16 protein-coding genes are annotated in these 23,058 nt (G+C 54.3%); 11 read left to right on the top strand and 5 right to left on the bottom strand.

Annotated features, from left to right (window positions below; genetic code table 11):
• Positions 1–4: 4 nt before the first annotated feature.
• The 3 genes from R5L00_RS12720 to cysB all read right to left on the bottom strand — a co-directional run bounded on the left by R5L00_RS12720 (position 5) and on the right by cysB (position 4,107).
• The gene (locus R5L00_RS12720; RefSeq protein ID WP_317652078.1) at positions 5–1,162 is read right to left on the bottom strand and encodes a cupin domain-containing protein; all 1,158 of its coding nucleotides are present in this window, start codon (positions 1,160–1,162) and stop codon (positions 5–7) included.
• 100 nt (positions 1,163–1,262) lie between these two features.
• Positions 1,263–3,071: a DNA mismatch repair endonuclease MutL gene (gene mutL, locus R5L00_RS12725; protein ID WP_317652080.1), complete on the bottom strand. Its 1,809-nt coding sequence runs from the start codon at positions 3,069–3,071 to the stop codon at positions 1,263–1,265.
• 109 nt (positions 3,072–3,180) lie between these two features.
• Positions 3,181–4,107: an HTH-type transcriptional regulator CysB gene (gene cysB, locus R5L00_RS12730; RefSeq protein ID WP_317652082.1), complete on the bottom strand. Its 927-nt coding sequence runs from the start codon at positions 4,105–4,107 to the stop codon at positions 3,181–3,183.
• A 322-nt stretch (positions 4,108–4,429) separates the two neighbouring features.
• Between cysB and R5L00_RS12735 the strand changes: the two genes are divergently transcribed.
• The 8 genes from R5L00_RS12735 to R5L00_RS12770 all read left to right on the top strand — a co-directional run bounded on the left by R5L00_RS12735 (position 4,430) and on the right by R5L00_RS12770 (position 16,599).
• Positions 4,430–6,520, top strand: coding sequence for a nitrite/sulfite reductase (locus R5L00_RS12735; protein WP_317652085.1), 2,091 nt, complete (start codon positions 4,430–4,432; stop codon positions 6,518–6,520).
• A 27-nt stretch (positions 6,521–6,547) separates the two neighbouring features.
• On the top strand, positions 6,548–7,237 hold the full coding sequence (locus R5L00_RS12740; protein WP_107693374.1) for a phosphoadenylyl-sulfate reductase: 690 nt from the start codon (positions 6,548–6,550) through the stop codon (positions 7,235–7,237).
• A gap of 120 nt (positions 7,238–7,357) precedes the next feature.
• Complete coding sequence (cysD, locus tag R5L00_RS12745) at positions 7,358–8,293, top strand: sulfate adenylyltransferase subunit CysD (RefSeq protein WP_317654187.1); 936 nt, start codon at positions 7,358–7,360, stop codon at positions 8,291–8,293.
• 179 nt (positions 8,294–8,472) lie between these two features.
• Positions 8,473–9,756 carry a sulfate adenylyltransferase subunit CysN gene (cysN, locus tag R5L00_RS12750; RefSeq protein ID WP_317652088.1) on the top strand — a complete coding sequence of 428 codons (1,284 nt, stop codon included), beginning with the start codon at positions 8,473–8,475 and terminating at the stop codon, positions 9,754–9,756.
• A gap of 215 nt (positions 9,757–9,971) precedes the next feature.
• Positions 9,972–13,520 (top strand): FAD-dependent oxidoreductase, encoded by a 3,549-nt coding sequence (locus R5L00_RS12755; RefSeq protein WP_317652090.1) that lies wholly within the window; start codon positions 9,972–9,974, stop codon positions 13,518–13,520.
• Positions 13,521–13,685: 165 nt separating this feature from the next.
• Positions 13,686–14,813 (top strand): Re/Si-specific NAD(P)(+) transhydrogenase subunit alpha, encoded by a 1,128-nt coding sequence (locus tag R5L00_RS12760; RefSeq protein ID WP_107693371.1) that lies wholly within the window; start codon positions 13,686–13,688, stop codon positions 14,811–14,813.
• Positions 14,814–14,910: 97 nt separating this feature from the next.
• Positions 14,911–15,216, top strand: a complete 306-nt coding sequence (locus R5L00_RS12765) for an NAD(P) transhydrogenase subunit alpha (RefSeq protein ID WP_107693370.1) — start codon at positions 14,911–14,913, stop codon at positions 15,214–15,216.
• Between the two features lie 3 nt (positions 15,217–15,219).
• Positions 15,220–16,599 (top strand): NAD(P)(+) transhydrogenase (Re/Si-specific) subunit beta, encoded by a 1,380-nt coding sequence (locus tag R5L00_RS12770; RefSeq protein WP_107693369.1) that lies wholly within the window; start codon positions 15,220–15,222, stop codon positions 16,597–16,599.
• Between the two features lie 110 nt (positions 16,600–16,709).
• Here the strand turns inward: R5L00_RS12770 and R5L00_RS15945 are convergent, their stop codons facing one another.
• Both R5L00_RS15945 and R5L00_RS12775 read right to left on the bottom strand, forming a co-directional pair.
• Positions 16,710–17,150 (bottom strand): M10 family metallopeptidase C-terminal domain-containing protein, encoded by a 441-nt coding sequence (locus R5L00_RS15945; protein ID WP_411555623.1) that lies wholly within the window; start codon positions 17,148–17,150, stop codon positions 16,710–16,712.
• Entirely contained in the window at positions 17,063–18,244 is a 1,182-nt protein-coding gene (locus R5L00_RS12775; RefSeq protein ID WP_317652094.1) for a calcium-binding protein, read from the bottom strand. The genes R5L00_RS15945 and R5L00_RS12775 overlap by 88 nt, the downstream gene beginning before the upstream one ends.
• Before the next feature lie 727 nt (positions 18,245–18,971).
• Here R5L00_RS12775 and ald point away from each other — a divergent pair.
• The 3 genes from ald (at position 18,972) to arsC (ending at position 22,680) form a co-directional block, all read left to right on the top strand.
• Positions 18,972–20,087, top strand: a complete 1,116-nt coding sequence (gene ald / locus R5L00_RS12780) for an alanine dehydrogenase (RefSeq protein ID WP_107693367.1) — start codon at positions 18,972–18,974, stop codon at positions 20,085–20,087.
• Between the two features lie 424 nt (positions 20,088–20,511).
• Positions 20,512–22,230: a YbaL family putative K(+) efflux transporter gene (ybaL, locus tag R5L00_RS12785; RefSeq protein WP_317652096.1), complete on the top strand. Its 1,719-nt coding sequence runs from the start codon at positions 20,512–20,514 to the stop codon at positions 22,228–22,230.
• A 96-nt stretch (positions 22,231–22,326) separates the two neighbouring features.
• A complete protein-coding gene (arsC, locus tag R5L00_RS12790) occupies positions 22,327–22,680 on the top strand; it encodes an arsenate reductase (glutaredoxin) (protein WP_317652098.1) in 354 nt (117 codons plus the stop codon).
• Positions 22,681–23,058 lie beyond the last annotated feature (378 nt).

Raw genomic sequence — 23,058 nt, forward strand, 5'->3', positions numbered from 1 at the left:
GCGGCTAAGCAAGCATCGGGGAATCAGGCGCCGGCCCCCCATTAAGCTCTAGCTCAACGTAGCCGTAAGTATACCATTCATAAAGCAGGGCAAGGGTTTCGTCGTCAAATTCTTCGACGTCCTGCAATATAAAAAGATCGGCGAGCTGCTCCGATAACTTATGAGCGATCGTTCCGGCCGCGTATATGTCGCCGTTCAAAAAAATGTTCGTTCCGCTGCACAGCATGCGGCTTTTCAGATTCAGTTTGAGGCTGTCTTTCCTCACCCTAAAATCGAATTCCCGTCGACTCATGGGATGCGGTGGCGGTGTAAAAAAAACATGAGGTTTGGGCTCGGTGAGATACATTCCGGTAAAACGTTCTACGTCGTCCTCGCTCCATTTGATTTTGTTAAGCGCCGTTCCGATCTGACGCAACATCTGGCGGCTGATTCTGGCGGGGTGAGGCTGCAGGTGGAGATGGGGATCGCTGTATATTCCATCAATTACAGTATTGTCCTGGAGATAAACCAGGAACTGAGTCGCAAGTTCCTGGTTGTCTGGCGCCCTGAACCCAATCGAGTAAGTCATGCAAGCGTCTTTCGCTACGCCGTTATGAGCGTAACCGGGTGGGAGATAAAGCATATCGCCCGGTTCCAGTTCCCACTCCTGCTCCGGTCTAAAGTCGTGCAGGATTTTTAACGGCGCATCGGCAACCAATCTCTTATCCCGTTGGGCGGATATTTGCCAAAGTCTCCGTCCCATGCCCTGCAGTAGAAATACGTCGTATGAATCAAAATGAGGCCCAACCCCGCCTCCTTCGGGGGCATAACTGACCATCAGGTCATCCAGCCGAGCGTATGGGATAAATTTGAACTTCAGGAGTAATTCACGAGCGGAGGGCAGGAAATGATTGACGTCCTGTACCAGCAAAGTCCAGTTTTTGTTCGATAGACGAGAAAAAGCGTGCGCGGTGAAAGGGCCCGTTCCGACATGCCACTTCCCGTTCCTTTGCATGACCAGACGTGATTCTGCTTCACCTTCACATGAAAGCTTGATGAGTTCGTCACGGGTCAACAAGCCCTCGAAGCCAGGGATGGCTCCGCGTATTAGTAATGGTTTCTTTTGCCAGTAATTACGGAGAAAGTGCGTGGGGGAGATTCCCCCCAGAAGCTTTGTTTTCATCGTTACCTTGTAATGTGTAGCGGCGGCTTCCCTTATAAGGGATCGAGGTCTTGAAAGTAGCTATATGGAAGAGATAGCGAGGCGTGAGCGGGTAGATAACTTACCTGCCCCGCATGAACATCCTGTCGAGATCGGCAAAACTGATTTCAAACCACGTCGGTCTTCCATGATTGCACTGCCCCGCGCGTTCGGTTGTTTCCATTTGACGCAGCAGGGCATTCATTTCCGGAACAGTCAGCATGCGGTTGGCGCGAACTGCACCGTGACAGGCCATCGTCGAAAGAAGTTCATTGCGTCTGCTGGTTAACGCCTCGCTAGCGCCGAATTCGCGTATGTCGCTGAGTACCTCGCGCGCAAGTTCGGGTACGTCGGCATCCTTAAGGGTGACGGGCACTCCGCGCACAACGAGCATCGTTGGTGAGAGGGCACAGATTTCGAACCCGAGTTCGCGCAGGGCCATGGAGTTTTCTTGAGCGACTGCGACATCAAGACTGGTCGCTTGAAACGTGACCGGAATCAGTAGTGGCTGCATCACGAGCGAATGAGTTTCTTGAGCCGATTTCAGCTTCTCGTAAAGAATCCGCTCATGCGCGGCATGCATATCAATGATAACCAGGCCTCGTTCATTTTGCGACAGGATGTAAGTGCCGAGGAGCTGTCCCAGGGCGAAACCTAACAGTGGGACAGCCGGGTCAGCGGTATCCGCGTGCTCTGAGGCGCATCCCGATGCTGGGGTAGGATTTTCCGCGGGGAACAATGCCGAATAAAACGCTTGTGATTGGGCCACTCCCGGCGGCGCTGACGACAATTTCAGCGGAAAGGCATTTTGTCTCCCATAGCCGGAAAAGGCGTGTGGTACCTTTCCAACTCCCGCTCGACCCGGAGTCTGATTTTGCGTGGAAATCGAGGCGTGGGATACATGACCGGGGGAGGCCAGCGCCTTGTCAATGGCATGAAAAATGAATTGATGCAGTGCCCGCGGATCGCGGAACCTCACCTCCGTTTTGGTTGGATGGACGTTCACATCCACACTGTTTGCATTAATCTCGAGAAACAGGACAAAGGCGGGCTGCCGGTCGAGATGAAGGATATCGCGGTAGGCTTGGCGCATGGCGTGGGCAATCAGCTTGTCGCGCACAAACCGGCCATTCACGAAGAAGTATTGTGCGTTACGGGCAGATCGGGAATAAGCGGGCAGGGCGGCTAAGCCGGATAATCGCAGATCGGCCGCACGTTCGTCGATAAATACCGAATTGTGGCTGAATTCGTCACCGAGTATGGCCGTCATGCGGGTTCGCGCATCAGCCGCGAGCAAACGGCTGCGAACGACGTCATTGTGTTGCAGAGTGAAAGTGATATCCGAACGCGATAAGGCGATTCGCTTGAAAACGTCTTCGCTGTGGGAAAATTCAGTCGCTTCGCTCTTTAGAAATTTACGCCGCGCCGGCGTGTTGAAGTAGAGATCGTGCGCTTCGATCGTCGTGCCTCTGTCGCGACCCATGGGTTCCAGCGACGATGAACGACCGCCTTCCATTTCTACCCGCCAGCCGTGCGGCTCCTCAATGCTGCGGCTGGCCAGCATCAGCCGCGATACTGCCGCGATACTGGCGAGCGCCTCGCCCCGGAAACCAAGGCTTGCCACGCTCTGCAAGTCTTCCAACGAGGTGATCTTGCTGGTCGCGTGACGCGAAAGGGCAAGAGCCATGTCATCTCTGGCAATTCCTGTTCCATTGTCCGAGACACGGATCAGTTTGGCTCCGCCCTGAAAAAGCAGGGCCGTTATTTCGGTGGCGCCCGCATCAATACTGTTTTCGAGCATCTCCTTGAGTGCGGACGCGGGACGCTCTACTACTTCCCCAGCGGCAATCTGGCTGATGAGCAGGTCGGGTAGCAATTTGATAGCAGTCATAAGTGCTTTAGCCAGGAGGTGCCTGCATTATATTGTCCAGATCCTCATGCCGGGTGAAAAGGGCATGATGGCGCATCGCCCTCGAGCTGAGGGAACAGAGCACCGGGTATCAGAGGCGATTCTGCATTGCGGCGGTGACCGCCTTATGGTCGAGGTGAGGAGCGAAGATCTCTATAAACTCATAGATATATCCGCGTAAATAACTGTTGCGGCTAATACCGATGCGGGTCGTGCTTGCTTCGAACAGATGGCTCGCGTCGATCGCCCTGATGTGTTTGTCGCGCTTGGGTTCATACGCCATTTGCGCAAGGATGCCGATGCCGAGTCCCAGTTCCACGTAGGTCTTGATTACGTCTGCATCTATGGCTGTCAACACGACATTGGGCGTCAGCCCTTTCGCATCGAATGCCTGATTGATTTTGGAGCGGCCGGTGAAAGCAAAATCATAGGTAATGATGGGGTACTGGGCTATCTTCTCCAGTGTGAGACTGTCAAGCTTGAGCAACGGATGCCGCGGCGGAACAATGATGCAACGGTTCCATTGGTAGCAAGGCAACATCACCAACTCATCAAAAAGTTCTATGGCCTCGGTAGCGATAGCGATATCCGCAACTCCCGAGGTAACCAGCTCAGCTATTTGGGTAGGGTTGCCCTGACGCAAAATTAATTTCACCTTTGGGTAGCGTGCGGTAAAATGCTTAATTGCGGTCGGTAAAGCGTATCTTGCCTGAGTATGGGTCGTGGCGATGGTAAGAGAGCCGCTGGCTTCATTGGCGAATTCCTGACCAATTTTTTTCAGGTTCTTTGCATCGCGCAACATCCTGTCCGCGATTTCAAGGATAGCTATTCCTGGTGGTGTAATCTTGACCACGCGTTTGCCGTTTCGGACAAAGATATCTATTCCCAGTTCACTTTCCAGGAGGCGGATCTGCTTGCTGATTCCCGGTTGAGAGGTATGCAAGATCTCGGCCGCCTTGGACAGATTCAAGCCCTGATTTGCGACTTCGCGTAAATAGCGCAACTGTTGCAATTTCATAATGTCGATATCTTAATAATGTTTGGTTATGTTAATCTAACATAATATTCTTTCGCGATATATACGTTCGTTGCTATTATGTCAGGTTAGAGGCAATATATGAGGTTGCTTGCCGCCCATAGACGGGGACATATGGCGGGCAATGGCGTTGATGCAAACGGTAATTCGAATCCGAACAGGCACATCTAATCATTAAGTTCCGGTCAGAAATCAGACGAGTAACAGATATCAGCAGTCAACCGGGCAAGGTAGCGGCCCACGGTGCGATCCCTCGGACTTTCAAGGCGCCGCGCTGATATGGCTTTAAATTGTGGAGGCATAGATGGATCATTTGAATCTCGCTAACGAAGAGGAAATAAATTCTTTCGATCAGGCGCTGGAGGATTTCCGGGGTCTGCGCGTGGATGTCGACCGTTTCACCGCCACGCGCCTGCAAATGGGGATATATGGCCAGCGGCAGGAAGGCGTCAACATGGTGCGCATCAAGCTTCCAGGCGGACGTCTTAATGCGCCGCAACTGCGCGTGATCGCCGATATGCTGGAAAAATACGCACGCCATGACGTCGTGCATATTACCACCCGCCAGGATATACAAATGCATTACGTGCCGCTGGAGGATACGCCGGCAGTGCTCCGCCATTTGGCCACGGCAGGGTTGACGACCCGGGAAGCGTGCGGCAATACCATACGTAACGTTACTGCGTGCCCGCTGTCCGGCGTGTGCCCTCGTCAGCATGTCGACGTTAACAAGCATCTCGACGGTGCGGTACAGCACTTTTTGCGCAACCCGCTGACACAGCAAATGCCGCGTAAATTCAAGATCAGCCTGTCCGCCTGCGAATCCGATTGCGCACAGGGAATGATGCACGATATGGGAATTGTCGCGGTACGCGACGGCGACCGCTTCGGTTTCAAGGTTCTGGCCGGCGGCGGACTCGGCCATAAGCCGCATGAGGCGATCGTAGTGGAGGAATTTATCGAAGAAAAGGATTTGTTGCCTGTGATGGAAGCGATCATTTCATTGCACAACCGCTATTCTGATCGGGTCAAGCGCGCCAAGGCGCGAATCAAATTCCTGGTGGACAAGTTCGGGCCGGAAGGGTTTGTTGATAAATATCGCGAAGAACTGGGACGTACCAAAGCGGCGCTGGCGACGTTGGATTACCCCAGGGGTGAATGGAACGCTGGTTTAGATAGCGAAGTCCCCGGTATGGGCGCGCCCCGGCATGTGTTCGCCCAGAAACAGAACGATTATTACGTTTTTCCAATCAGCGTGCCCATGGGTAATTTGAACGTGGTGCAACTGCGTGGCCTTGCCGATATTGCCGAGGCTCACGAACTGCATGATATACGCGCTACCCAGGATCAAAATATGTTTTTCGCGAATGTGGCGGAGGCCAAGATCGAAACATTGCGGGCGGACTTGGCGGAATTGGGTCTGCGCGAGCCACAGGCAGGCGATAACGTAGTCGCGTGCCCGGGTACTTCTACATGCCGGTTAGGCATCACTTCAAGCACGATCCTGGCCCCCAAGCTAAACGGTGGTTTCCAGGACCTGAAAATACGTGTGTCCGGCTGCCATAATGGCTGTGCGCAGCCTGAGGCTGGTGATATCGGCATTTATGGGGAGGGGAAACGCATGCATGGCAAGCTCGTGCCCCACTATCAGATGTATTTCGGCGGCAATGCCATGGCGGGTGGGGCATTGGCGATCAAGGGGCCGTCAATCCCCGCTGCCCGCATCGAAGCAGCAGTAAGCCGGGTGAAGTCGGCCCACCTGGCAAACGCTGAGGCCGGAGAAAATTTTTCTTTCTGGACACGGCGTGTAGGCAAGGAATATTTCACCGGACTGCTGACAGATTTGATGGAGGTGAAACCGGAAGAATTGGATTCGGTCTTGCGCGATCATGGCAAGGATGGGGACTTCAAGGTGTTGCAATTAGGCGGTGGCGAATGCGCGGGAGTAAGCCAGGTAAAGATAGGTTCAAGCTTTTTCGAGGCGGCTCACGAGCGTAATTATCGGGATGCACTTAAGTTTCAACGCAAATTCGAGGATTCAGTCAAGTGCGCCGAAGAGATCGCCCGATTGATTGGTCAGGGTGTGAGTGAATTACTGGGCGGCAAGAAATACGAGGGTCTGGCGGAGCAGGCGGAAGAGTTGCGCCGTGTGCTGCCTACCAAGCCGCGCTTATCCCGGCAACTGGCAAAATTCGCAGAGGATTTCGCACACCCCCCGGAAGAGCTGAATGACGGCAGGCTGACCGAATGGTACGGCGAATTGGACGCATGGACCATGGAGGCAGCGGAGTTTTGCCTAGGGTTTGACCGCCAGCTCGACCTGGCCGGGGCGCTGCCGTCCGCAGCTTCAGCCAGATCACCGCTTCAGCGAGAGCAGTCGTCGATCGTTATTTGATAATCTGATATCAATTGAACCGGCACAATGAGCCTGGATCACAAGATTACCGAAGTGCGGAAAGTGCTGGACACGGCGCAGGAAGACTATGCTCCCGTCACCTTCGCCTCAAGTTTTGGCGCCGAGGACATGGTGTTAACGGACCTGATCGCACAATACTATCCTTCTATCGGGATGTTTACGCTGGACACCGGTCGGCTGCCTGAAGAAACCTATAGCTTGATGAGAGAAGTGGCTGATCGTTATGGTGTACGTATTCCAGTATTTTTTCCTGATTTTGCCGTAATTGAGGCATATGTTGCGCAGAACGGCCCCAATGGGTTCTACGACAGCGTGGATTTGCGGAAACAATGTTGCCACATACGCAAGGTCGAGCCCCTGAAACGCGCATTGAGCGGGAAACATGCCTGGATTACGGGGTTACGACGCGACCAGGCGCCCACCAGGAAAGATCTCGCTACGGTGGAATTCGATTCTGAACATGGTTTGCAAAAATTCAGCCCGCTGCTGAACTGGAATTTAACGGAGGTATGGGAATATCTCAAACAATTTGAAGTCCCGTACAACGCACTACACGATAGAGGTTACACGAGCATCGGCTGCGCCCCTTGTACGCGAGCCATTACCCCCGGCGAGGACGTCCGGGCCGGCCGGTGGTGGTGGGAAGATCCGGAAATCAAAGAGTGCGGTCTACATCCGGACAAGCGGCGCAAGTAACCGTCGTTACGGTGTAGAGGGAAATGGAGGCTAAGCCTGTGCCTGTAAAACTCGGGGTTAACAATGGATATTACGTTTAACGATATGGAAGAATTCATTACTCCTGTTTCAAGTGTTCTCATGAAGACTGAGCCGGTGGCTATCAAACGCCGTATGGCACGCCATCTAGGTCATCTGGATGCGCTTGAAAGCGAAGCCATCCATATCATGCGGGAGGTCGCTGCAGAATGCGCCAATCCAACCCTGCTGTTTTCCGGCGGCAAGGATTCCATCGTGCTGCTGCGTCTAGCGGAAAAAGCTTTTCGTCCAGGACGTTTTCCATTTCCTCTGCTGCACGTCGATACCGGGCATAACTTTCCGGAAGTGATCGAGTTTCGAGACCGCCGCGTGAGGCAGCTCGGCGAGCGGCTAATCGTGCGTAGTATGGAAGACTCCATCAGGCAGGGTAGAGTGGTATTGCGTTCGGAAAAACAGAGCCGCAATGCGTTTCAGTCTGTGACACTTCTGGATGCCATTGCGGAATTCCGGTTCGACGCTTGTATCGGCGGCGCGCGTCGCGACGAGGAAAAAGCCCGCGCGAAGGAACGTATATTTTCGTTCCGCGATGAATTTGGGCAGTGGGATCCGAAGAACCAGCGCCCGGAACTGTGGGATATCTACAATACTCGGGTACATCCCGGCGAAAATATACGTGTATTTCCTATTAGCAATTGGACTGAACTGGATGTGTGGGAATACATTGCGCGCGAAGACCTGGAAGTGCCGGAAATCTATTTCGCTCACACGCGAGATGTTATCAGGCGCGGCGGCGGCCTTCTGCCGCTATCCCACCTGATCGATCTTAAGGAAGGCGAAAAAGTGGAGAACCTAATGGTTCGCTTCCGCACCGTGGGTGATATGAGCTGCACCTGTCCGGTGGAGTCATCTGCCGTCTGTGTGGGCGAAATTATCGCTGAAACGGCGATAACGCGTATCACTGAGCGGGGCGCCACGCGGATGGACGACCAGACGTCCGAGGCGTCCATGGAACTGCGGAAGAAAGAGGGCTATTTCTGAAGCCTGGCGCCATAAGTGGTGGCAAGATGCGGTTTGCGCGAGACTTCACGCCCTGTGTTGATCTGGCGCCCGTATTCCGCCCGCATCTTGATCTCACCTCGGGTTTTGTCGGCAGGACGTCATAAGTGCCAGGAAGACGGAAAAGCGTTTAGCGGAAAAATTGTCCAGAAGAGTTTTAAATGTCAGCCATTGAAAGTGTTTCTTTTGATCATACGGAATTATTGCGTTTCATCACCGCGGGTAGCGTGGATGATGGCAAAAGCACCCTGATTGGGCGGTTGCTGCACGACTCAAAATCGATTTTTGAGGACCAGTTGAGCGCCATTACGCACACTTCGCAGCGCCGCGGAATGGGTAGTGTTGATTTATCCCTGCTCACCGATGGATTGCAAGCCGAGCGTGAACAAGGCATCACCATCGATGTGGCTTATCGATACTTCGCGACTCCAAAGCGGAAATTCATCATTGCGGATACCCCAGGCCATGAGCAGTATACCCGCAATATGGTTACAGGGGCCTCCACGGCCAATCTGGCGATCATTTTGGTCGATGCGCGCAAGGGCGTACTGACGCAGTCCCGCCGCCATGCGTACCTTGCAAGTCTGGTTGGCATTCCTCATCTCGTGGTGGCGGTCAACAAGATGGATCTGGTGGATTATTCCCGCGAGGTGTTCGAGCGAATTTGCAAGGATTTCGATGCTTTTGCCGGTGGACTCAAGCTGAGAAATATCGCCTATATTCCGATGTCGGCTTTAAACGGCGATATGGTGGTGGAACGGAGTGATAGGCTCGACTGGTACGACGGCCTGACACTGATGGAGTTGCTGGAAAACGTTCCCATTGACCACGACATCAACCTCGAAGATTTCCGGTTCCCGGTACAGCTGGTTTGCCGGCCACAAACGGAGGAGTTACATGATTTTCGGGGTTACATGGGCCGTATTGAGTCCGGTTTCATCAGCGTTGGCGATTCAGTGAAAGTTCTGCCGTCAGGATTGACTTCGCGTGTCAAGGAAATTGTCACCTATGATGGCAATCTCGACGACGCCGTTGCGCCGCAGTCGGTTACGCTGACGATCGAGGACCATCTGGATATCTCACGGGGAGACATGCTGGTAAAGTCGATCGAGGTTCCCACGGTCACGAAGGAGTTTGAGGCGATGCTGTGCTGGCTCTCTGAGCAAAGTCTCGACCCGCGGCGAAAATATCTCATCAAACACACGACACGAACGGTTAAGGCACTCGTTTCCCGGATAGCGTATCGCGTCGATGTCAACACGCTGAAGCATGAGGCGGCGGATACCCTGAAAATGAACGATATAGGACGGGTATTAATCAAAGTACATCAGCCTCTGGCTTGCGATCCATATCAGCGTAATCATGCTACCGGAAGCTTTATTGTCATTGATGAAGCCAATAATAATACCGTTGCCGCAGGCATGGTCTGTCCACAAAACGGTTGAGTACCGGATATCACTGGATTATCGCCGGGCCACGCAGGAATAATTGAGGGAGGTTGAAAAGGCGGACAAGGCGGGAAAAGCCTTTCCGCTTTTGTATTTGTGGCTGCGAAAAGCACAAACTGAAAAGGGTTATAAAACTTTAAGCATAATTACAATCCAATAACTGATTGGATATGCTTTTCAATTCTTTACCTTACACTTTTGATGACCTTATCATGACAAGTTTACAATTGGCTTCCAACCCTTTATCGGCAACCAACGTCATCCCTCCCGCGCTGGGATTCGGAATGGATTTTACGGACCTTTACTGCCGCGAAGGGTTGTTAAGATTGGATCAGGCATTTCTTGAATTTTTGGGTGAAGGAGAAGAAGGACTGCGCCTCCGGTTGGACCACGCTCGTGCCCAGCCAGATAGCATGGACCGCAAGGAAGAAGCTGCGCTACTGATTGAGATCGGGCCTTGGATGGACGATTTCATTGCCAGACTGTTTGGCATTGAGCGGGAAGTCAGCGCCCTCGCCGCACGGCATCATGAGCTTTCCCCGCTTTATTCATGCAAAAGGCAGTTTGTTCAGCGCCGCGCGACGAACAAGGTAAGCGAGGCGGAGATTGCGCAAGTGGATGGGATTGCGCTGGAAGGAAAGCTGGCGGCCGAATTGGCTGAGCCTTTCTCCGAGTTGGCATTTGCGCGCAAGGTCACGGAGTGGCAATTGGATGAAGGGACAAACGAAGAGCGGATCAAGGACGCGCTGCTGTATGCAGCCTGGGCGCTGAAGACAGCCGCCGGAAGGGAGCGTAATCGCGACGGGGTATTGTTCAAGGCGCCTGCAAAACTCGATTTCCTGCATCTTTTGTCGACCGATACCGACAACAGCGCGGGCTACACCGTTCATAGTCTTCATCATATCCGTCGGCGGGAGGGATTCGCGCTTACTGATCCCGGCACCGACCTAGTGGGCGCATTGGATGAGGCCAATTACTGCATCTGGTGCCATGAGCAGGGAAAAGATTCATGCTCCAAGGGGATGAAGGAGAAGCCAAAAGCTCCGGGGGAGGCCTCATCCTTTAAAAAAAGCCAGCTCGGGGTTCTGCTAACGGGATGTCCGCTGGAAGAGCGAATTTCCGAGTTTCATAAGCTGAAGACTCAAGGCGTGACTATCGGCAGCCTGGCCATGATTGTGATCGACAATCCCATGTGCGCAGGCACAGGCCACCGAATCTGCAACGATTGCATGAAGTCATGCATATACCAGAAACAGGAACCGGTCGATATCCCTCAGGCTGAGACGCGCACGCTCAAAGATGTGCTGGAGCTCCCTTGGGGTTTCGAAATTTACAGCCTTCTCACGCGCTGGAATCCGCTCAATTTACGACGACCGCTGCCTAAGGCGCCGACAGGCCGGAAAGTGCTGGTAGTCGGCATGGGCCCGGCGGGATATACCCTGGCGCATCATTTAATGAATGATGGCCATGCGGTAGTTGGTATCGATGGTCTCAAGATTGAGCCATTATCGCCGGAGATATCCGGCGTGAATGGGGAAGGTGGACATGTCCCATTCAGGGCTATCCGGAACGCTGACGAGCTTGCCGAGAGTCTGGATGAGCGCATGCCAGGCGGTTTTGGCGGTGTGGCCGAGTATGGCATCACCGTGCGTTGGGATAAAAATTTTCTCAAGCTGATCCGCTTGCTTCTTGAGCGAAGAGAGGAGTTTGCGCTTTTTGGCGGCGTGCGCTTTGGTGGGACTCTCACGGCCGATGATGCGTTCGCCCTGGGTTTCGACCACGTTGCGCTTGCCGCGGGTGCTGGACGCCCCACTGTCCTCGATCTGCCTAATGGTCTTGCGCGCGGCGTCCGTGCTGCCTCTGATTTTCTGATGGGGTTGCAGTTGACGGGCGCGGCTCAGATCAACTCCGTGGCCAATATGCAGCTACGTCTTCCTGTGGTGGTTATCGGTGGAGGTCTTACTGCTATCGACACTGCTACCGAAGCACTTGCCTACTATCCGGTGCAAGTAGATAAGTTCCTGCGGCGTTACGAAATTCTTACAGCGGTGCAGGGGGAGGCTGCCATCCGTTCGGCCTGGGACGAGGAAGAGCGTGTTATCGCCGAAGAATTTCTTAGCCACGCGCGCGCCATACGCGCGGAGCGGAGACAGGCGGAACAGGAAGGACGCGCACCACGCGTTCTGGAGTTGCTGCAGTCGTGGGGAGGCGCCACTATCGCTTATCGCAAGCGACTGATCGACAGCCCCTCCTATACGCTTAATCACGAAGAGGTCGAGAAAGCGCTGGAGGAGGGGATATGGTTTGCCGAGGGCCTCACGCCGGTGCGAGTGGATACCGATAAATGGGAGCACGCGCAGTCTGTGCAGTTTGCGGTGCAAACGCTGGATGAAACCGGATCGTGGCAGCCAACGGGAGAGGTGGTATTGCCTGCGCGCGCAGTTCTGGTGGCAGCAGGAACGCAGCCCAACACGGTTCTCGCCAGAGAAGACGAGAAGAATTTCAAGCTGAACGGCCGTTATTTCGCTGCTTGCGATGAAAACGGAGATCCCGTCAGCCTTCCAAGGGCAAATCCCAAGCCGGAAAACCCGGGCGTGCTGCTGAGCCGGTACGGCGATGGGCGCTTCATCAGTTTTTTCGGTGATCTGCACCCGTCCTATTCAGGCAACGTGGTTAAGGCGATGTCCAGCGCTAAACAAGGCTATCCGGTCGTAAGCGCGGTGCTCGAAAGGGTGGCTCCCGCATCCTCCAAGCCGGCCTGGTTGTTTTTCGCTGAAATGAATGGTCAGTTACGCGCCACGGTGCATAAGGTTGAGCGTCTTACTCCAAATATTATCGAGGTGGTTGTTCACGCTCCCATGGCAGTGGAGCGGTTTCATCCGGGCCAGTTCTACCGTTTCCAGAACTTCGCAGCGCTCGCTTCTTCGGCGGGCGAAACGAAGCTGGCAATGGAGGGCATCGCCCTTACCGGCGCTTCAGTTGATGTGGGCCGGGGATTGGTATCGCTGATCGCGCTGGAAATGGGAGGCTCGGCCGACTTATGCGCCAGGCTCAATCCGGGTGACCCGGTGGTGCTGATGGGGCCTACCGGGACCCCCACCGAGATTCTGCCGGATGAGACCGTCATCCTGGTGGGTGGAGGGTTGGGTAATGCGGTGTTGTTTTCGATTGGCGCGGCAGCACGGGCGGCGGGATCGAAAATCCTGTATTTCGCGGGATACAAGAAACTGATCGACCGTTATAAAGTCGCGGAAATCGAGGCCGCCGCCGATGTCGTGGTATGGTGTTGCGACGAGGCGCCGGGTTTTCAGCCTTCCCGACCGGATGATCTCAGTTATGTGGGCAATATCGTGGCGGCGATGGCGGCTTATGGAAGCGGTGCCTTGGGGCACCAAAAAATTCGATTGGCTGACGCCCACCGTATCATCGCCATTGGGTCCGACCGGATGATGGCGGCAGTGGGTGCTGCACGCCATGACAAGCTTCGGCCTTACCTGAAAACAGACCATTTTGCTATCGGCTCCATTAATTCGCCCATGCAATGCATGATGAAGGAAATCTGCGCTCAGTGTCTTCAACCTCACAAGGATCCCGAAACGGGAGAAGTAACGTACGTGTTTTCCTGCTTTAACCAGGATCAACCGCTCGATCAAGTGGATTTCGGCGGATTGGCCTCGCGTTTACGTCAGAACAGCGTGCAGGAAAAACTTACGACACGTTGGATCAGTCATTGCTTAGAAAAAAACCAGATCGGCACGTGAACTCGTAGACGCTGCGCTTATCAATCGCTTCGTTCATCAGCTTCAGGTTCATTTATAATCCGACCTTCGTGATCGATGAGGAGTGACAGCGATAATGCTAAGCAAGTTGTTTCCGCGGTTTTTGAAAACCCGTGGCGAGTGCCGAAAAGATAAGGGAGAGAATCGATGCGTATAGGTATACCCGTGGAAATCCGCGGGGGGGAGACCCGCGTTGCGGCCACCCCGGAGACGGTGAAGAAATTTACCGCCAAGGGCCTGCATGCTGTTCTGGTACAGTCTGGCGCGGGTGCCGGGGCAAGCATACCGGATGAGGCCTTCCAGGCTGCTGGGGCAAACATTATAGGCAGCGCCGCAGAACTGTACGATCAATCCCAGATCTTGCTGAAGGTGCGTAGTCCGGAAGCTGGCGAACTGGCTTTGATCCCTAAGGACGCCGTTTTATTGGGCCTGCTCTCGCCGCATCACGTGGAGGGTATTGAAAGCCTCGCCCGTCACGGCGTGACCGCATTCGCCATGGAAAGGCTGCCGCGTATTTCCCGCGCCCAGAGTATGGACGTGCTGTCATCTCAGGCGAACATCGCCGGCTACAAAGCAGTATTGATGGCGGCAAACGTCTATCAGAAATTCTTTCCCATGCTGATGACCGCGGCGGGTACGGTGAAAGCGGCGCGGGTATTGATTCTGGGCGCTGGAGTGGCCGGGTTGCAGGCGATTGCCACCGCCAAGCGTCTGGGAGCCGTCATCGAAGCATTCGATGTGCGTCCGGTGGCAAAAGAACAGGTGGAAAGCCTGGGCGCTAAATTCGTCGAGGTTCCCCTGAGCGATGAGGAAAGAGCGCAGGCGGAAACAGCTGGCGGTTACGCGCGCGAAATGTCCGACGATTACAAGCGGCGCCAGGGCGAACTGGTACATCAGCGAGCCTCGGCCGCGGATATCATCATTAGCACCGCGCTGATTCCCGGCCGTCCGGCGCCGGTTCTGATCAAGGAAGAAACGGTCCGGGCGATGAAACCGGGGTCGGTTATCGTTGACATGGCGGTAGAGGCGGGCGGCAATTGTCCCCTTTCGGAAATGGATAAGATCGTGGTGAAGCACGGCGTGCATCTAATCGGCATATCCAATCTGCCAGGACTGGTGGCGGCGGACGCCAGCGCTTTATATGCGCGTAATTTGATGAACTTTCTTAATCTGATGCTGGATCCAAAAAATGGCGATTTCGTCATGAACCGCGAAGACGAAGTCATCGCTGGAACACTGGTCTGCACAGGTGGGGAAGTTATCCGGAAAACTTGAAGTGTGACGCAAGAGTCGCAGCGGCAAAGGCGAGCCGCGGCTTTGAGTGAAGATTAACAGGAATTTACGGTACAGTTAATGCATAGAAGGAGTAACCATGATTGGTGAAGTTGACCCAACCATTATTAATTTAACCGTGTTCGTGCTGGCGATATTCGTCGGTTATCACGTGGTATGGAACGTAACGCCGGCGTTGCACACACCGCTCATGTCGGTAACCAACGCCATTTCGGGCATTATCCTGGTAGGCGCCATGCTGGCGGCCGGCCCGGCAGAAACCGATTGGGGCGTATGGCTGGGTGCGGTAGCGGTAACCCTGGCTGCCATCAACGTATTCGGGGGATTTCTTGTTACCCAGCGGATGCTGGAAATGTTCAGAAAAAAAGATAAAAGAGGAAGCTAGTCAATGTCGGCAAATACGGTCGCACTTGCGTATCTCATCGCGTCGGTTTTCTTTATTCTGGCGCTCAAGGGCCTGAGTTCCCCCCTGACCGCGCGTCGTGGCAATTTGTTCGGCATGGTGGGGATGGCCATTGCAGTCGTCACCACCCTTACCATTACAAAGAACTGGGCATTGATTCTCGTCTGTATCGGAGTGGGCGGCGCTATCGGCGCGGTTGTTGCACGACGCGTGGAAATGACGGCGATGCCGGAACTGGTTGCATTCATGCATTCCCTGGTGGGGCTGGCGGCGGTATTTATCGCTATCGCTGCAGTCAATAATCCGGCTTCGTTCGGTCTGCCCGCGACATTACCTATGGGAAGCAAACTAGAGTTATTCCTCGGTACATTCATCGGCGCGATGACCTGGTCGGGCTCGGTGATCGCATTCCTGAAATTGTCGGGTCGCATGAGTGGTGCGCCCATTACCTTTGGCGGCCAGCATATGGTCAACCTGATCCTGGCAATTGTCATGCTGGGATTCGGCCTATGGTTCTTCTTCAGCGAAACTACGAACTGGACAGCTTTCGCGGCCATGACTGCAATTGCTTTCGTGCTTGGTTTCCTTATCATCATTCCGATCGGCGGCGCAGACATGCCGGTGGTCATTTCAATGCTTAATTCATATTCCGGCTGGGCGGCGGCGGGTATCGGCTTTTCCCTCGGTAATCCCATGCTGATCATTGCAGGTTCACTGGTCGGCAGTTCCGGCGCGATCCTGTCCTATATCATGTGCAAGGCCATGAATCGGCCCTTCCTTTCGGTGATACTCGGAGGATTCGGCAGCGAAGGCGGCACCGCGGCTGCAAGCGATCAGACGCAGAAAAACTATCGCAGCGGTAGCGCCGACGACGCGGCATTTTTGATGGGTAATGCCGACAGCGTCATTATAGTGCCTGGTTACGGCCTAGCCGTGGCACGGGCGCAGCATTCGGTCAAGGAACTGGCGGAAAAACTGCATGCCAAGGGTGTGAACGCCCGCTTTGCGATCCATCCTGTAGCTGGACGCATGCCCGGTCACATGAACGTTCTACTGGCAGAAGCAGAGATACCGTACGAGCAAGTACTGGAAATGGATGAGATCAACAGTGACTTTTCCAATACGGACGTGGTGCTGGTTCTGGGTGCGAATGATGTGGTGAACCCTGCCGCCAACGTTCAGGGGAGTCCGATATACGGCATGCCCATCCTGGACGCCTACAAGGCGCGGACCGTAATGGTGGTCAAACGCAGCATGGCAGCCGGCTACGCCGGTCTCGACAATGACCTGTTCTACATGGACAAGACTATGATGGTGTTCGGCGACGCCAAGAAAGTGGTGGAAGATATGGTCAAGGCCTTGTAGGGGGCATTTTCTGCAGCCAAAGAACAGGCCTGGGTCCGACTTGAGTGATTATTGAACGGCATCCCTTCAGGAATGGAGGGATGCCGTATTTGCTAATAGTTGCCTAATGGTTAAAGGATGATGTCCGAGTCGGGTAAGGCACTGACGTTCAGGTTGGGATGGCCTACGAGCTGAATTTCGAAATCAGCGTTTCCGCCGCCGTCGACATCGCCCTTGATAAGCCGATTCGCGCCTTCGTCTACATACCAGAGTTCCCCCGCGGCGCCTGTCGGGCCTGCGCTTCCTTTCCAGGTAAAGTCATTATTGCCAAACGTAGTCCTGTTCGCATCTATTCCCTTGAGATCGATTTGATCGCCGGAAGGGCCGCTTCCATCAAAGCCCGTAATGACGTCCCGGATATCAAATCCCGAACGACTATCATTAACGGAGTTGAAGGTAAAAGTATCATGGCCTTCTCCGCCGGTCAGGGTGTCGGTCCCCCGTCCGCCGGTGAGTATATCGGCACCGTCACCGCCGGACAGCTTGTCGTTTCCGTTTCCACCCGACAGCAGATCATGCCGTCGCCGCCCACCAGCTCATCATTGCCATCCTCGCCTGACAGCCGATCGTCGCCATCCCCACCCGACAGCCAGTCATTGCCACTTCCGCCCGACACCCAGTCATTTCCGTTGTCTCCCGACAGTCGATCATCTCCTCTGTCGCCCCATAGCTTGTCGTTCCCGTCGCCTCCCGACAAACTGTCGTTACCGCTACCGCCCGATAGCGTGTCATTTCCATCGTTGCCGTTTATGCTGTCGTTATCGTCATTGCCGTTAAGCTTGTCGTCGCCCAGACCCCCGAACAGAGTGTCGCGACCATCGCCGCCGTTCAGGATGTCGTTTCCTGCATCGCCCCACAGCCAGTCATCGCCCTCGCCGCCGCTAATGACGTCGCGGCCATCGCCGCCCGAGAACGAATCGTTGCCATTCCCCCCTGACAGCATGTCGTTTCCTGCATTGCCCCACAGGCGGTCATCGCCGTCGCCGCCCGATAGCATGTCATTTCCATCGTGGCCGTTTATGCTGTCGTTATCGTCATTGCCGTTAAGCTTGTCGTCGCCCAGACCTCCGAAGAGAGTGTCGCGATCATCGCCGCCGTTCAGGGTGTCGTTTCCTGCATCGCCCCACAGCCAGTCCTCGCCGTCGCCGCCGCTAATAGCGTCGCGGCCATCGCCGCCTGAGAACGAATCATTGCCATTCCCCCCTGACAGCGTGTCATTTCCTGCATTGCCCCACAGGCGGTCATCGCCGTCGCCACCGCTAACAGCGTCGCGACCATCGCCGCCTGACAGAGAATCATTGCCTTCATTTCCCAATAGCCAGTCATCGCCGGTGCCTCCGTTCAACCTGTCATTCCCACGGCCGCCCGACAAGTCGTCGTTTCCCGCACCGCCGTTAACTTCATCGTTGCCATCACCTCCACGCAGAACGTCGGAGCCGTCATCGCCGTTAATGATGTCGTTGCCGCCGCTCCCGTCTATTCTATCGCGACCGCCTCGTCCGGAAATTAGGTCCGCCCCGGAAGTGGAAGGCCCTCCGGTAACGCCTGTAGAAACAAATTGCGAGTTGATGGTATCTGATCTATCTGTGCCTGTTATGTTAGCCATAATGGTTGCTCCTGTATGAGTAAAAGCTCATTCGAGTTTTTTTCCTCTCTTGTCACCAGGTTTCGCGTTTTCGTCGGCGCCTACTCAACCATTGCCGAGAAAATCTTTTTATGTTAGAACTGTTTTAGCAACTTAATCTAACGAGCACTAACGACGAGCAATTCCTGTGCCATCCCGGATTAAGCGTCTCATACAGTTGGTCAATTCCATCTCCTCTTTCTTTAATCGTTTTTCGCCGGGATTTTGTCGTGTTTTTGCGACGCTCCAGTTTCTATGCGTAGCCGGAAGCGAGGAGCAGCAGGTAGAATCTGTTTCCTGCCGTGAGAATGCGATGTGTCTCCGTTTGACGACATCTTTCGCGGGAAACTAATTTATATCTCTGTTTTTAAATATTAAATATTGTCTCTAACAGGCGACATAGTGAAGGTCTGATTTTTCGGGGGCATAAGGAATCATGTCCGGCACGAACAGCGTGCCGGAGGCGGAAAATGGGTTTCATTCGTGATTTTTCCCCCGTGGATTCGTCCTGCAACTACGGTTAGCGCTATTATTTTCCAGCGATTCTGGATCGAGTTGTATACTTGCAGGCAGAACAATTATCGGCGCATTCAGACGAGACCGCGACTTATCTTAATCGAATTCGTCGCTGCTCCCTTTGCTTCGGAATTCATAATAACCTGTTGAATGAAAGGTTCTGCTCTGCTTATCAAGCGTCAGAAATAAACTCATGCTGATCGGATTACCCAAGGAGACAAAAGATCACGAAAATCGGGTGGGGATGACGCCGAGTACCGTCAGAGCTCTAACACGGCACGGACACCAGGTGCTGGTGCAGAGCGGGGCGGGGGAAGGCAGTTTTTTAGCGGATGGGGAGTATCAATCAGCGGGTGCCAGCATCGTTCCTCACGCCGAAGATGTCTGGGCAGCCGAAATGGTCGTCAAGGTCAAGGAGCCTGTCGCAGCCGAATATCGGTACCTGCATCGCGACCTGATTCTTTTCACTTATCTTCATCTGGCGTCGGACAAACTTCTCACCGACGCTCTTTTGAAGAGCGATGTTACAGCCATAGCTTACGAAACGGTTCAGACGGAAGGAGGAAAACTGCCTCTGTTGACCCCGATGAGCGAAGTGGCCGGGCGGATGGCGACCCAGATCGGCGCCAACTATCTGCAAAAAACATACGGTGGCCGCGGTGTTTTGATGGGAGGAGTACCTGGTGTCGCCGCGGCCAACGTGGCCATTCTCGGCGGGGGCATTGTGGGAACGAACGCTGCCCGGGTAGCGGTAGGCTGCGGTGCGCAGGTGACGGTGCTGGATATAAACCATGATCGGCTGAAATATCTGGATGACATTTATCGGGGCCAATTACAAACGCGTATCAGCGATGACTATCACATTGAAGAGGTGGTTTACAATGCCGATCTGGTAATTGGCGCGGTTTTAATTCCTGGCGGACGAGCACCGTGGCTGATCACGGCTGCGATGCTGCCAAATATGCGCAGAGGCTCCGTAATTGTCGATGTAGCAGTTGACCAGGGCGGCTGCGTAGAAACCACGCGGCCTACCACCCATAGCAATCCTACCTACGATGTAGACGGCGTTGTTCATTATTGCGTCGCGAATATGCCCAGCGCGGTTCCACGCACAAGCACCTTTGCCCTTAACACGCAAACCGCTAGTTATACGCTATTCCTTGCCGATGAAGGACTGGATGCGGTAAGAAAATCTCCCGCCTTGCAGTATGGATTGAATACACATCGTGGTCATATTACTTATGCGGCTGTTGCGCAGGAATTCGGTATGAAATATATTGAACCGCTGGAGGCATTACGGAATGTCTAAGTGCGTCCAGCGGAGCCGTTCAGAATCGGGAATAAGCCGAGACGTCCGAGGTATATATGGCGCGGACGCGTGGATAAACGCAGAGGTGAGCGCCGTAAGAGTGCTGTTTATCATCCGCTAGAAACTCCCTTAGAACCCTAACGCCAGGCCCGGACAACTTTGCCGGCCTCCTTTTGGCCGGTAGATCGAGGAGCCAGGAGTCGGAACGAATCGTCTCGGCCTGAACACGCATGAGACGACGCCCCGCGAGCATTCGGCTTGAGGCAATCTGAGACGTGGCGGTTCCCGAGCGGCATGGCTGAGATTACCACGTGTAACCAAGTGAGGAGGATACGGTCACCTTCATACCCTTTACACCTTTCGTCTCCGGTATGCGTCACGCCCGCGACGTTTATCATAGAGTTCCCAACGTTTTATAAGATACATGCCTCACAGCGTTACTCTGATCACTACCATTGCTGTTAGCCTCGGCCTGGCGCTGCTGATGGGGCTCATCGCTCATCGCCTGAAACTCCCTGTGCTGCTGGGCTATCTCACGGCAGGCGTCATTCTCGGTTCCCATACACCCGGCTTCGTGGCTGACATGGAGCTATCGGGCCAACTGGCGGAAATTGGCGTAATTCTGCTCATGTTCGGCGTAGGTTTACACTTTTCGCTGGATGATCTTCTGGCGGTCCGACGAATTGCTCTGCCAGGTGCGCTGGTCCAGATTGCGGTTGCTACCGCCTTCGGCGCGATCGTTGCTGTTTCGTGGGGCTGGAATCTTGCCGTGGGAATTGTATACGGAGTCGCGCTTTCCACTGCCAGCACGGTCGTATTGCTACGCGCGCTTGAACAACGCGGTCTGCTAAAGTCCGTCAATGGATCAATTGCGGTTGGTTGGCTGATCGTCGAGGACTTGGCGATGGTCCTGGTTTTGGTGCTACTGCCTCCACTCGCCGGATGGATGGGTGTTGATCCGGGCCATCCAACACCTGATCAATCCGGTTCCAACCTCTTTACTACGCTTTTGATCACCTTTGGCAAAGTATCCGTATTCGTTGCGCTGATGCTTATTGTCGGGAAGCGTGTTTTCCCCAAGCTGCTCTGGCATGTCGCCAGCACGAATTCCCAGGAACTCTTCATTCTGAGCGTTATCGCGGTAGCGATAGGCATCGCTTATGGTTCGGCAATGCTTTTCGGTGTCTCCTTTGCGCTCGGTGCTTTTTTCGCCGGAATGGTCATGCGCGAATCCGACTTGAGCCACAGGGCTGCTCAGGAATCGCTGCCGTTACGGGACGCTTTTTCGGTACTATTTTTTGTTTCGGTGGGGATGCTGTTTGACCCAAATGTTCTCATAGAACAGCCGCTTCGGGTCCTGGCAACGCTTGGGATTATCATCGTTGGAAAATCCTTGGCGGCCTTTTTTCTCGTGCTCCTTTTCCGTTATCCGCTTAATACGGCCCTCACTGTATCAGCGAGTCTCGCCCAGATCGGAGAATTCTCCTTTATCCTCGCGGCCCTTGGCGTTTCTCTCGGGCTTTTGCCGGTTGAGGCGCAAAGTCTTATCCTAGCCGGCGCTTTCATCTCGATCACGCTTAATCCGCTGGTATTCAGGATTATTGAGCCAGCGCAAGCCTGGATACGCGCTCGTTCCAAGCTTGCTTTGCTTCTGGAACGATCAGACGATCCTCTGGCCGAACTGCCTACGACAGTTGCGTCAAGTTACGTGACCAGCCACGTGGTGCTTGTCGGCTATGGTCGTGTCGGCCGTTATATTGGCGAAGCATTGGCCAAAAAAGGGATGCCGCTTGTTGTGGCGGAACAAAATAGGGAAGTAGTCGAGGGGTTGCGCAAGCGCGGAATCCACGCCGTGGCGGGCGATGCCGCGGAGCCCGCGGTGCTTATACAAGCGCATATAGCGCGGGCGGCCATGCTGGTGATAGCGGTGCCCGATACATTACGTGCGCGGCGTATGATCGAAATCGCACGTATACTTAACCCGCCAATTGAGATTATCGTGCGAACGCATAACGAAGAAGAGGCGGCCTTGCTGCGTAAGGAGAGCGGCGGTGAGGTGTTTCTTGGCGAGCACGAGCTTGCTTTGAGCATGACCCGTTATGTCCTGGAAAAGATCGTCCCCGATAACGAAAGGCGCAAGTAAGCGACCGCATCTGGCATTGCGTCTATGAGCGCTTCGGTTTGTTTTAAGACGGAATTCTGCTGGGTCAAAGTATGATTTTGATTATAGGAGGAATGCATGAATGACACGATGGTCGTCTACCAGAAGCCTACATGCAGTAAATGCCGTGAAACGCTCGCGCTTCTGCGAGAAAGTGGTGCGGAGTTCGAAGCCGTCAATTATTATGAGATACCTTTAACCGCGCAGCGATTGCGGGAGCTGATCGATAAGCTTGGCATGACCGCACGCGAAATATTACGCCGAGACGAACCGCTGGCGCGTCATCTTGACCTCGGCGAGGGAGGGTTGTCAGATGATGAGTTGATAAAAGTCATGGTGGAGAACCCGGATTTGATTCAGCGACCCATTGTCGTGCGAGGCGATAAGGCAGTGCTGTGCCGCCCGCCTGAGAATGTAAAAAAGTTGCTCTAACGAGTTAGCCGAGCAAGATTCATAACGCTCGCTGGAGCCTTTGTGCCGAAGAACGCGTGAAGCGATGCATGGCCGCGTCCGCTCGCGTATCTCGCTGCGGCCCACATCTTCCGTAAAGGAGCAAGCATAATAAAACTCTGAAGGGTGTCCATATTGCTAAAATGCGAACACTGGAAGATTAGCGAGGAGTATGAATGAACACAATGTATAGCAGAGCGCTGTTGCTATTCGGCCAGCTTACTCTAGCGATCCTGCTCTCGACGTTGACGGGGGTAGCGAAAGCAGAGTGCAACGGCTGCCTGTGCCCTGGGAATCCATGCAAATTGTGCCCGTTGCCACCGACGAAAGATGCACCGCCGGTCCAGGGCGAGCCGGACA

It is taken from the genome of Nitrosospira sp. Is2 (assembly GCF_033095785.1).
Taxonomy (GTDB): Bacteria; Pseudomonadota; Gammaproteobacteria; order Burkholderiales; family Nitrosomonadaceae; genus Nitrosospira.

What these genes read in the sequence shown, in the direction of transcription:
- ald (WP_107693367.1), top strand. Translation starts at nt 18,972, where the DNA reads ATGCTGATCGGATTACCCAAGGAGACAAAAGATCACGAAAATCGGGTG.
- arsC (WP_317652098.1), top strand. Translation starts at nt 22,327, where the DNA reads ATGAATGACACGATGGTCGTCTACCAGAAGCCTACATGCAGTAAATGC.
- R5L00_RS12775 (WP_317652094.1), bottom strand. Translation starts at nt 18,244, where the DNA reads ATGGCTAACATAACAGGCACAGATAGATCAGATACCATCAACTCGCAA.
- R5L00_RS12735 (WP_317652085.1), top strand. Translation starts at nt 4,430, where the DNA reads ATGGATCATTTGAATCTCGCTAACGAAGAGGAAATAAATTCTTTCGAT.
- cysB (WP_317652082.1), bottom strand. Translation starts at nt 4,107, where the DNA reads ATGAAATTGCAACAGTTGCGCTATTTACGCGAAGTCGCAAATCAGGGC.
- R5L00_RS12770 (WP_107693369.1), top strand. Translation starts at nt 15,220, where the DNA reads ATGTCGGCAAATACGGTCGCACTTGCGTATCTCATCGCGTCGGTTTTC.
- ybaL (WP_317652096.1), top strand. Translation starts at nt 20,512, where the DNA reads ATGCCTCACAGCGTTACTCTGATCACTACCATTGCTGTTAGCCTCGGC.
- cysN (WP_317652088.1), top strand. Translation starts at nt 8,473, where the DNA reads ATGTCAGCCATTGAAAGTGTTTCTTTTGATCATACGGAATTATTGCGT.
- R5L00_RS12740 (WP_107693374.1), top strand. Translation starts at nt 6,548, where the DNA reads ATGAGCCTGGATCACAAGATTACCGAAGTGCGGAAAGTGCTGGACACG.
- R5L00_RS12755 (WP_317652090.1), top strand. Translation starts at nt 9,972, where the DNA reads ATGACAAGTTTACAATTGGCTTCCAACCCTTTATCGGCAACCAACGTC.
- cysD (WP_317654187.1), top strand. Translation starts at nt 7,358, where the DNA reads ATGAAGACTGAGCCGGTGGCTATCAAACGCCGTATGGCACGCCATCTA.
- R5L00_RS12760 (WP_107693371.1), top strand. Translation starts at nt 13,686, where the DNA reads ATGCGTATAGGTATACCCGTGGAAATCCGCGGGGGGGAGACCCGCGTT.
- R5L00_RS12720 (WP_317652078.1), bottom strand. Translation starts at nt 1,162, where the DNA reads ATGAAAACAAAGCTTCTGGGGGGAATCTCCCCCACGCACTTTCTCCGT.
- mutL (WP_317652080.1), bottom strand. Translation starts at nt 3,071, where the DNA reads ATGACTGCTATCAAATTGCTACCCGACCTGCTCATCAGCCAGATTGCC.
- R5L00_RS12765 (WP_107693370.1), top strand. Translation starts at nt 14,911, where the DNA reads ATGATTGGTGAAGTTGACCCAACCATTATTAATTTAACCGTGTTCGTG.